This is a genomic window from Paenibacillus sp. FSL R7-269, from assembly GCF_000517865.1.
Taxonomy (GTDB): Bacteria; Bacillota; Bacilli; order Paenibacillales; family Paenibacillaceae; genus Paenibacillus_AQ.
The window spans coordinates 24,174-34,991 of the sequence record NZ_ASPS01000079.1 but is presented as its reverse complement, the minus strand read 5'-3'; the positions used below and the strand labels follow the sequence as shown (position 1 = coordinate 34,991).

At 48.2% G+C, this 10,818-nt stretch carries 11 protein-coding genes; 7 read left to right on the top strand and 4 right to left on the bottom strand.

Going from position 1 to position 10,818, the window contains the following annotated elements; genetic code table 11:
* From C162_RS28485 to C162_RS28470, 4 genes are all read right to left on the bottom strand, one after another.
* Positions 1 to 823: HAD family hydrolase (locus tag C162_RS28485; RefSeq protein WP_063829073.1), on the bottom strand; the 823-nt coding region annotated here is incomplete at its 3' end.
* A gap of 41 nt (positions 824 to 864) precedes the next feature.
* Positions 865 to 2,214, bottom strand: coding sequence for an ABC transporter substrate-binding protein (locus C162_RS28480; RefSeq protein WP_084649076.1), 1,350 nt, complete (start codon positions 2,212 to 2,214; stop codon positions 865 to 867).
* Positions 2,215 to 2,245: 31 nt separating this feature from the next.
* Positions 2,246 to 3,088, bottom strand: coding sequence for a carbohydrate ABC transporter permease (locus C162_RS28475; protein ID WP_051494002.1), 843 nt, complete (start codon positions 3,086 to 3,088; stop codon positions 2,246 to 2,248).
* A 35-nt stretch (positions 3,089 to 3,123) separates the two neighbouring features.
* Entirely contained in the window at positions 3,124 to 4,005 is an 882-nt protein-coding gene (locus C162_RS28470) for a carbohydrate ABC transporter permease (RefSeq protein WP_051494001.1), read from the bottom strand.
* Between the two features lie 223 nt (positions 4,006 to 4,228).
* Here C162_RS28470 and C162_RS28465 point away from each other — a divergent pair, with 223 nt between their 5' ends.
* From C162_RS28465 to C162_RS28435, 7 genes are all read left to right on the top strand, one after another.
* Positions 4,229 to 4,807, top strand: a complete 579-nt coding sequence (locus C162_RS28465; RefSeq protein ID WP_036700318.1) for a GbsR/MarR family transcriptional regulator — start codon at positions 4,229 to 4,231, stop codon at positions 4,805 to 4,807.
* A 3-nt stretch (positions 4,808 to 4,810) separates the two neighbouring features.
* A complete protein-coding gene (locus C162_RS28460) occupies positions 4,811 to 5,485 on the top strand; it encodes a response regulator transcription factor (RefSeq protein WP_036700315.1) in 675 nt (224 codons plus the stop codon).
* A gap of 38 nt (positions 5,486 to 5,523) precedes the next feature.
* Positions 5,524 to 6,660 carry a HAMP domain-containing sensor histidine kinase gene (locus C162_RS28455; protein ID WP_051494000.1) on the top strand — a complete coding sequence of 379 codons (1,137 nt, stop codon included), beginning with the start codon at positions 5,524 to 5,526 and terminating at the stop codon, positions 6,658 to 6,660.
* Positions 6,661 to 6,749: 89 nt separating this feature from the next.
* Positions 6,750 to 7,424: an ABC transporter ATP-binding protein gene (locus tag C162_RS28450; RefSeq protein WP_036700311.1), complete on the top strand. Its 675-nt coding sequence runs from the start codon at positions 6,750 to 6,752 to the stop codon at positions 7,422 to 7,424.
* A complete protein-coding gene (locus C162_RS28445) occupies positions 7,421 to 9,850 on the top strand; it encodes an ABC transporter permease (RefSeq protein ID WP_036700307.1) in 2,430 nt (809 codons plus the stop codon). The genes C162_RS28450 and C162_RS28445 overlap by 4 nt, the downstream gene beginning before the upstream one ends.
* A 48-nt stretch (positions 9,851 to 9,898) precedes the next feature.
* On the top strand, positions 9,899 to 10,357 hold the full coding sequence (locus C162_RS28440) for a hypothetical protein (RefSeq protein ID WP_036700305.1): 459 nt from the start codon (positions 9,899 to 9,901) through the stop codon (positions 10,355 to 10,357).
* 93 nt (positions 10,358 to 10,450) lie between these two features.
* Positions 10,451 to 10,816, top strand: coding sequence for an EamA family transporter (locus C162_RS28435; protein ID WP_268748822.1), 366 nt, complete (start codon positions 10,451 to 10,453; stop codon positions 10,814 to 10,816).
* Positions 10,817 to 10,818: the final 2 nt, after the last annotated feature.

Below are 10,818 nucleotides of genomic sequence, written 5' to 3'. Positions count from 1 at the left end.
CATCACCCGACCCGCTTGCGGCAGCATCTGCCGCCGCAGTAACCCGGCTTGCTGCCGCCTGCCAGTCCCCGCCCGCATTTGCGGCCGGTCCTGCCGCCGCAGCTGAAGCCGCCAGCCCGGCGGTGACTCCGTCGGCAATCCCAATGGCTACGGCTGCACCCGCTGCCTTCGCCATCCGCATATCTCCGTTCGTATCGCCGATCACGGCGGCTTCAGCCGGAGATACGCCCAGCCGCCCGCAGGCGAGCAGCGCCATGTCGGGGAAGGGCTTGCCCCGCTCCACTTGATCGGTGCCGATCACAGCGGTGAAATACTGGCGGATGCCCAGCCAGCGCAGATGACTCTCGGCTGCCGGAGTTTCATCGGCAGTCACTACGGCCATAGGTATGCCCTGGGCTGCGCACGCGTCCAGAAAGGGCACCAGCCCGGGGAGCGGGCGGACCGGACGGCTCTGCTCCAGCATCGCATCCGCTGTATTCCGGCAGGAGTCCACCAGTTCAACCGCTTCCGCCCAAGATAGGCCGAGCGAATAACCCTGCCAGGACAGAATGGCATACAGATCGCTCATCGTGCCCATGGCGAGAGGGCCATTACGGTCATAATCTGTAATCTTCCCCTCAGCGTCGTGAACCGTTCCCAGCAGGGAGGCCCGATGCTGCTCAGGGAAGCTCAAGCCGCGCTGTTCAAGCCCCCGGGCGAACTGGTCCAGGAAGCACTCGCCCCAGCTTCCCCAGAGAGATACGAACTGCAGCAATGTTCCATCCTTGTCGAACAGGATAGCCGATACAGGATAGTCTCCTTGCGGAGTATTAAGCTCGATCATGCAGCGTCCTCCTTCATTAAATAGAAATTTATTCAGCCGTTCTATTTCAGCTTATCCAGTGCGGCCTGAGCCGTCTGCTGTGCTTCCATCAGCGCCTCGGCTGCCGGAATGTTCTCAATCTGCACCTTATCCGCAGCGATCTTCAGCGCATCGTTGATTTTGCCGCCTGTCGGGTCCTGGAACGGAGCGGAAGCATGAGCCGCCTGCTGCAAAGGGATCTTGATCTGCGGGTTGCTCTCACTGAAGGCTACGAAGGCCGGATCTTGCAGGGCGGACTGGCGTACGGAAATATAGCCCGTATTGATCGACCAGGAGGCCGTATTTTCGGAGTTCGTGAAGTAGGCGAGCCATTTCATCGCCGCTTGTTTCTCCGCTTCTCCGGCTTTGGCAGGAATACCGGCCATAATCGCCTGAGCAACAGGCTTGCCTTCCCCAACCCCGGCCCAGCCCGGCTGCTCCATCGCGGAGACGATACTGAAGTCAAGGTCGCCCTGGTCGCCGCTCGAACCGGTGTATCCGGCCGCTTGGCCTTTCATTACATCATCAATCGTCTTGTACCAGTACTCCCAGCCTTGTCCGCCGGAGTGGATGCGCATCGTCTTATCCTCATGAATGGCTTTGCGGAAGAACTCCCAGGTGTCGATCCATTCCGGGGAATCAATCATGGCCTGGGTGCCGTCTGCACTAAGAATGCTGCCGCCCTTGCTGAGTGCGGCGTCAATCATGTTGCCGGAGCCCCACATCGGCTCCCAGCCGTAGAAGCTGGTTTTGCCGCCTTCCGATACCGTCATCTTTTTGGCAGCCACAGCGAGATCCTCCCAGGTCTTAATCTGGCTGGCATCGAGGCCAATCTTCGCAAAAGCGTCCTTACGATAGTACATCACCTGCGTCGTTCCATACATCGGCAGGAAATACTGCTTACCATCCACCTGCCCCTGGTTCAGGAAGGTCTGTACGAAATCCTCTTGCTTAAATTCCGGCAGCTTGGCAATAAGCTCATCCATCGCAGCGAAATAGCCTTTGCGAGCCCAATCTATATTGGAGGAGAGGACCGCCGCCGGGACCTGCCCGGTAGCAATCGCAGCCTGAAGCTTCTGTTCGGTTTCTGTATAATCCCCCTGCACGATCCCTTTGACGATGACCTCCTGCTGGGAAGCGTTGAACTTCTGAATGAGCGATTGCATATTTTCTCCCAGCTTGCCGCCGAGTCCATACCAGAACTCAATCGTTACCGGTGCGCTTTCAGCCGGAGCGGCATTGGCAGCAGGGATTGCGGCGGCTGCGCCGTCCGCAGTGGATGTATTGCCGGGAGCGGCATTTCCGCCGCAAGCGGTGAGCACGGAGAGTCCGGCGATCATGGATACTGCGGACAACCTTTTGAATACGTTCATCATCATTCTCCTCTGGGGTTTAAGTTGGGTTTCAGCCTTTGCTTGAGCCTGCGGTCATGTTGACACTTTGCATTATCGTTTTCTGCGCCAGCAGGAAGACTAGCAGCAGCGGGGCAATCGTGAAGGCGCTGGCGGCCATGATGAGCGGCCATTTCAGTCCGTAAGCACCCCCTTCCACGAAGAAGCTGCGCAGACCGGCCGAGACCAGCTGCAGACTGGGGTCCTTCGTAATAAGCATCGGCCAGAAGTAATTGTTGTACTGGTCAATGAAGGTAATCAGCGCCAGTACGGCGAATGAGGATCGTGTGACCGGCACAAGGATCGTCCAGAGAATCCGCATATGCGAGGCACCGTCCACTTCGCCGGCCTCCACCAGCTCATGCGAGACTTGAAGAAAGGCCTGCCTGATCAGGAAGATCGAGAAGATACTCACACAGTTGGAGAGAATCAGGCCCGCATAGGAGTTCAGCAAGTGCAGCTCAGAGAGGACCAGATAGCCTGGCAGGTAGACTGCCGTTGCAGGAACCATATAACCGAACAGAATCACTCCGGCAAAAACACCCTTCAGGCGGAATTTCATATGCGTCAGCGCATAAGCCATCATCCCGGAATTGATCGATTGCAGGAGGACAATGGAGACAGCGACGAAGATACTGTTACCCATATATCTGGCGAACGGCGCCTCGTTCCAGGCAGCGGCGAAGTTACCCCACAGCGGTACCTCAGGCCAGAGTGTGGGCGGGGAACGCCAGATTTCATCATTGGTCTTGAGGGCGCTCGTAACCATCCAATAGAACGGGAAGGCCATCAGAAGAGCAAGCGCGGCGAAAAAAATCTGGCGGACCAGCCCGCTGATACGTGTGAATATAGTCAAGCGGTTAGACCTCCTTAAGGGCTGATAGTAAGCTTCTATTGATAATGAGTGGTCCGCTTGCTGATCCCGAAGGAGAGAACAGACAACAGCATGCAGATCAAGACCAGGATGACAGCTACGGAAGAAGCCTCTCCGATCTGGAACGATTCGAAGGCGGACTGATAATACAGATAGAGCAGAGTGCGGGTAGAGCCGGACGGACCGCCCTGGGTCAGCACATTAATCTGATCATAGGCCTGAAGCGCCGAGACGAGCTGCACCACGAATAAGAAAAGAGTAGTCGGTGAGATCAGCGGCCATGTAATCCGCAGGAACTTCTGCACCGGGCTTGCCCCGTCCAGCTCCCCGGCTTCCAGCAGGTCTGAAGGCACATTGCGCAGCGCCACCAGATAAAAGATCATTGCCCAGCCGACCGACTTCCAGATCGTGACCAGCAGGACGCCGGTTAAGGCCCATTTGGGGTCCTGCAGCCAGCCGATGGAATCCAGGCCGAAGAAGTTCAGCACCGCATTCGCGAGTCCGGCTTCAGGCTGATAGATCCAGGACCAGACGATAGATACTGCAACGGTCGGCGTCACCCAGGGGGAGAACAGCAGCACCTGATAAAGTGCCGATCCTTTTAGCTTTTTGTTCATTAATAGGGCAAGGCCCAGTCCGAGCAGGATCACCGGCAGCACACTGCCGAGGCAGAAGAGAACGGTCACCCTCAGCGCTTTGTAAAAAGCCGGGTTGCTAAGCAGATCGGTATAATTCTGCCAGCCGACAAAGGTTTTCTCCGGGCTCATGAAATCCCATTCCGTGAAGCTGAGATACAGCACATACAGCAGCGGCGCGAGCCAGAACACGGCGAACGGGATCATGGCCGGCAGAGTGAACAGCACGGGCTTGAGGCCGCTGATTAACTTTGAACGTGTCATTTTCGTACATATTCTCCATTTCATCCACATTGGTTGATGCGGTATAATGCAGAGGACAGCTCCTCTGTTCAAAAAAAATTGTACACTCATGAGGCAGGCTTGTGGTCAAGCGGAGGTAAAGCCCGTTCGGAATTTGTGTAAAATTTGTAGGATGATTGCCGTAAAGCTACGGTATTGTGTAATGTAGAGAGAACGATTCTATGTGAAAATGAGGTGCCACCTGATGAAGCAGGCCGCATTCGGCGAGGAACATCCGCACCGTTCGCCCCGGGAGCAGCTGCTCGGCCCGGTGATCGATGCCATAGCACAGACCATGGATTTATATGGAGCGAATTATTCCTTCGGGCAGCTGTACGGAGTGATGTTCTTCGAGGACAAGCCGATGACGCTGGAGGAAATGAAGCAGGTCATGAATATGAGTAAAAGCAATATGAGCTACGGGGTCCGCTCCCTGATTGCCTCCCGGATGGTGACGAAGCTTCCGGAGAAGCGTGAGCGGAAGGAGCTGTACGCAGCGGAGACAGACTTCTTCGAGGCCTTCCGGAACTTCTTCACCCTGAAGCTTCAGCGGGAGATCGATGTGATGCAGGAAGCGATGGCAGCCGGGGTCCCCGGCCTTAAGGCACTGGCCCACGCAGCAGACACCCCCGAAGAGGAGAGGCAGGCCTGCCTCAGAGATCTGGAGAAGCTGGAGCATGCAGCCGAGTATTATGCCTGGATGCAGCGGTTCGTATCGGGGCTTGCGGAGGGGGAGGTCTTTGGCGGGAAACGGGGAAGTACCGGGGAGGAAGGCGGAGTGTAAGCTATGAATAATCAGATTCTGATTGTTGATGATGAAGCAGATATAATTAATCTACTTACAGATTATTTTGAGCTGAATGGCTATAAGGTTTTAACCGCGCGAAGCGGAGGGGAAGCTTTACGCAAAGTAATGTATCAACCGGACATTATTTTACTGGATATTAATATGCCTGAGATTGATGGTCTTGAGGTATGCACTCGTATACGGAATTTCGTATCCTGCCCTATTATATTCCTGACTGCGCAAGTAGAAGAGACAGATAAAATTAATGGCTTTCGTGTTGGCGGAGATGATTATATTGTGAAGCCATTCAGCATTGATGAGCTTGGAGCCAGGGTAGAGGCACATCTGCGCCGTGAACGAAGACAAGCTATTAAGACGCAAACCAGATTTTCAGATCATTTGGTGATTGATTACTCTGCTAGAGTGGTGTACTACAAGGGACGCGAACTTTCTTTTGCCAAGAAGGAATTTGGCATTATTGAGTTGTTGTCAATGAACATTGGCCAAGTCTTTGATAAGGACCATATCTATGGCAAAGTCTGGGGTCTGGATCATGAAGGGGATAGCATCGTTGTTGCAGAGCATATCAGAAGAATTCGGTCCAAATTTAATGAGGTTAGTGATCACATATACATTTCAACAGTATGGGGTGTGGGCTATAAATGGATAGGGTAATAAAAGCTTGGCGTAGCTTATCCATTAGGATGACATTTATGATCTATATGCTTGTATTTGTCCTTATTGCCGGGCTCCTCAGTATAATTACCATTACTGGCGCAGGTCACATACGTAATAATATGTTTCTGAAGTATAACGATTCCTATACATTAGCGGATATCAAGAATCCAGCCATTGTCTACAACATGAAGGACTTTAATACAGATTATTCTTATACAGATGAACAAATCATTAAGCTTTGTAGTTTTCTGGATTCTTGGTCCATTTTGATATTTTTTGGGTTATCTACCCTGGCGGCATCCTTTTTGTTTTACCATAATAAGCTTAAACAACCGATTGGGATTTTGCGCGAAGCTTCTACTAAAATATCCAATAATGACTTGGATTTTAATATTCAGCACGATAGCGAAGATGAAATGGGACAGCTATGCAGGTCTTTTGAAAGCATGAGAGCTGCTTTGGAGGATAACAACCGTCAAATGTGGCGTTCCATAGAGGACAGAAAACAATTAAATGCCGCTTTTTCACATGATTTGCGAACGCCGCTGACCGTATTGCGGGGGTACGCTGACTTTTTAAATAGATATCTGCCGGAAGATAAAATTAGCAAGGAGAAGCTGCTGGATACGATAACAACCATGAGTGTACATATATTACGGCTGGAGAACTATGTGCAGATTATGGGCGAGGCACAAAAGCTCGATGAGATATCAGTAGCCCTTACGAAAGTGGAGATTTCTGTATTTTTGGAGCAGCTAAGTAGTTTGGCTGCATTTCTGGCACGGGAACACTCACTCGAGCTTTCATTTGATAATCAAATCTCTGAACAAGCTCTGTGCATGGATACAGGAATTGTTACCAGGATATACGAAAATATGATTGCTAATTCTCTTCGTTATGCAAGCCAGAAAATTTCTGTGCGTTTTGAATTTGTGAAGGGATTTTTTTCGATTACAGTTAGTGATGATGGTGATGGGTTCTCGAATCAAGATTTTAAGCGTGCTACGACGCCATTTTATACAAACGGAGCGGAAGCTGACCAGAGACATTACGGCATGGGGTTGAATATTTGCAAGGTGCTGGCCGAGAAGCTAGGAGGCAATATTCAGCTAACGAACAATAATTCGGGTGGCGCCTGTGTGAAGGTTTGGATAAGCGTACAGCAAAGTTGATAAATAATAGATAATTATTGGATATCCTTTCCTAGAGAACAACTTAGGGGAGGATATTTTTGTATCCAAGAATAAAGGGAGGCGCCGTTATGATTCTGGAAGGGAAGAAGCTGTGCAAATATTATGGCACTGGAGATCGTCAAGTGAAGGCCATTCATAATGTTGATTTTTCGGTGGCGAAAGGTGAGTTTATCTCTATTGTTGGGCAGTCCGGTGCAGGAAAAAGTACATTAATGCACATCATTGGGGGGTTGGATGCACCTACAAGCGGTGAGGTCATCATAAATGGGACTTCCATTTATACATTGCCAATGAGTCAACTGGCAGTGTTTCGCCGCCGCCAGATCGGCTTTGTGTTTCAGGCTTTTAATTTGGTACCCTCACTTAATGTGTGGGAGAACATCATTTTACCCATTGGGCTGGATGGAAAGAAAGCAGATGTCAGCTATATTGAAGATATTTTAAATACTTTGGGGATCTATGAAAAGCGGGCCAGTCTGCCCACAGTGTTGTCTGGCGGTCAGCAGCAAAGAGTGGCAATTGCCCGTGCACTGGCAGCTAGGCCGGCTATTGTCCTCGCAGATGAACCCACAGGAAATCTCGATAGCCGTTCTAGCAACAACGTTTTGGATTTGCTGCGTTTATCCGTAGAGAAATATAACCAGACATTGATTGTTGTAACGCATAATGACGAAGTGGCTAAGCTTGCAGGTCGGACCGTTCGGGTGGTGGACGGTTCCATTGTAGTAGGGGTAGAAGGATGAAAGATACGATTACTGTTCACAATGTATCCCTGAAAAATCTACGTCATCACAAAAGCCGGACCTTATTGACTGTAGGTACAGTTGCTTTAGCCGTAGCCTTACTTTTTGTGGTGCTGACCTATTTCTACTCCGACGATCAGAGGAGCAAGCGAGAAGCGATTAATGAGCTAGGCGCCTATCATGTACAGTATGAGCATTTGTTGCCAGAGCAGCAACAAGCTATTGAGAATAATCCGAAGATAAAAAAGCACTATGTTTCCTATATCAGTAAAAATGTTAAATCCGGCTCATTTGAAAAATTGAATATTAATATGGCTATAAGTTATATAGAGGGAATTAATGAAGGACTGATTCAATTAATGCAAGGGAGGGCTCCAGCCACTGACGACGAAATTGTATTGGATAAATGGGTGATAGAGGAAATTGGCTTTCCCTCCAAGCTAGGAGAAATAATACCCTTGGATTTACAAATTAAGAGTGCAGGGAAAACGGAATATATCACTAAAAGCTTTAAACTGGTGGGAATTGTTGATGATATAGCTGTACGTAAGGCGGCTAGAGCCGGTCTGATGTTCATTTCCAAGGATCTTTCACAACGTTATAGTCCTGATCCGGATGTTGTTATATTTGCTCTTTTGAATTCGGACTTCAATGCGACATCTACGGCACATAGAATTGCTGAGGGGGCTAAGCTACGAGAAGATCAGATTCAAATCAATGAGCGTTATAGCGGCGCATATGAGCAGAATCCTGTATCTATCTTGAAAGCAGCCGTTGTCATAATTGTAATTGTTATTAGTGCAGCCATGGTTATTTATAATATTTTCAATATATATCTGTCGGAGCAGATCCGTTTATTTGGCATGATAAAAGCTATAGGAATGACTCCTAAGCAGCTAAGCAGCATGATCCTCACAGAAGGGCTTATGATTTCACTGGCGGGAAGTTTCCTGGGTCTCCTGTTGGGGGTAGGAGGAAGCACAGCATTTATTCCCTTCTTAGGACATACGGCTAGCGGAAGCTCCCCGTTATATGTTGAATTGTCTCCTTATATTGCTTGTGCTGTTTTTGTTATAGGTCTGATTCTCGTTAGACTATCTGTTTATATTCCTGCTAGAAAAGTAGGGAAAATTACAGAGATTGCAGCTATTCGTTATAATCCCGCCGAAGACTTTGGGAAGAGAAGCCTCAATCCCAAGAGCAAATTAAAACAATCAATCAGCGGTTTCTCCCTGGTGTTGGCACAACTTATTCGATATCGCAAGCGCACCTGGGTGACTGTAATATCCATTACACTGACAGGTTTTATTTTTGTGGTCACAGGGAGTATTTTCAGTAGTATGAATATCGATAATATGGCTGGAAGTATGGTGCCTGGTGACTATAAGCTAAGTGCTGTTGCTAACCTTGAGTCTGACGAACAACTCGATTTGTTTAACAACGAGGTGATACAGCAAGTGAAGACTATGCCAGGCGTCAAATCTGTATTGACGGAGATGTATGACGTATTAATTTATAACAAGCAGGATGCACACCTTCACCTCAAAGACTTGGCGGGTATAAGGAACCCGGAGATTAGAACGGATATCTATGCCTACGATGATCACTTAATGACAAGTGCCCTCCAGATGCTCGGGAAAGATGATTCTATGCTTACAGCACTGAGAAGTGGCAATAATCTCATCGCCGTTTCGGAAGATGGAGGCTACCGGGAGGGAGACAAAATACGATTCGCAAAGTATGGAGAAGGGCAGAAAGAACGTGTATTCACTATTATTGGTGTATTGCCCAATTACGTTACATATAAAGGTAATTCTTCGGATGGAGGAGTTTTTATTGCTCACCAGGACCTGTTTAAACGATTAAATATGGATCAACGCATCCAGCAGGTTAGCGTCCAAGTTAATGAAGGACGACAAGGGGAAGTCGAACGGAATTTAAAAGGCATCGCAACTGCTGATCGAAGAATAACATTCACTTCTTTCCAGGAGATGTATCAGGAGTTTAATGGAATGAAGAAAGTATTTCAGTTGGCGGCTAATAGTCTTACTTCGGCATTGCTGATTATCAGTATATTTAACTTAATTAATTCTAACTTAACCAGTATGTATTCTAGAAAACGGGAGATTAGCTTAGTTGAAGCGATTGGCATGTCACGGAGTCAACTAACCTTGCAGCTAGGCAGTGAAGGCTTAATGGTTATTCTAATTAGTCTGTTATTCACTTTTTCGCTGGGTATACCAGCAGGATATTATGGTGTTGAAATTTTCAAGCAATCCGCCAACTATGTTCAGTATCAACTGCCAATAACAGCCATGCTATTCTTGATATGCGCCTATTTTACAGTTCAAGTGGGAACTACCTTCTATATGCAGTGGCGCTTAAGCAAGGAGAGCTTAATGGAACGAATCCGTTTTAGTGAATGATCGATGGAAAGCAAATAGCTGAATATAACCTTTGAGGGGGCTATCATTGTGTTTCAATCTAAATTGCATTTTACAAAATCCGTTTACACTATATTAATGTTGTTAATGGTTATTGCATTATCGTTAACAGCCTGCGGAACTAATAAGGGAGATAGTATTTCTCCTGAATATCATGGCGTAAAATACACAGGGCAAGGCGCTTTGGAAACCAAAGTTAATGTGGTTATTTACAACGAAGATGAGATTTTGTTTCTACAGACCGTTAAAATTGTAGATGATAATCCTACTGTTTGGAAAGTACTGCAGGCAATTTCAGACAATGCTGAACAGGGAATGCGAATTGAAAAGGATCAGAAAGGACAAAAAAGTAAGGTTGACGGAATAGAGAATAATCAGACTAAAAAGTGGAAGCTGTATATTAATAATATCCTTGAAGATGAAGACCTTGAAAATGTCGGAATTGACGAGGAGCAGCCATTGACATTGAGGTACATAGCCAATTCTTAGAGTATAATGAATTTTTAGGAGCGGGAGAAAGGGAGAAAATATGAAGAACAAATCACAGGCTAATCCAGTGTACGTGGTAGGAATTGCACTCTTATTTGTGTATTTATTTTGGGGAGGCACCTTTGGTCCACACTTAATATCTCCGGCATTTCTATGCGATCCTACCTGGCTCTGGCCTACCTGATCACCTTCGGCTCCATTGTCGGCTATACAGCCTATATCTGGCTGCTTAAGAATGCTGACGCTACCCTCGTCTCCACGTATGCCTTCGTTAATCCGGTAGTCGCAGTGCTGCTTGGCTGGCTGCTGGTTGGCGAACAGCTTACCCTGAATACCCTGATCGCTGCCGTGATCATTATCGGGGTTGTGGTATTGGTGACTCTTTTCCGTAGTAAGCCACAGCCGGCGGTAACTCAAGCAGCGCTTGATATACAACCGCAGCAGCAGTCGATACACTGAGA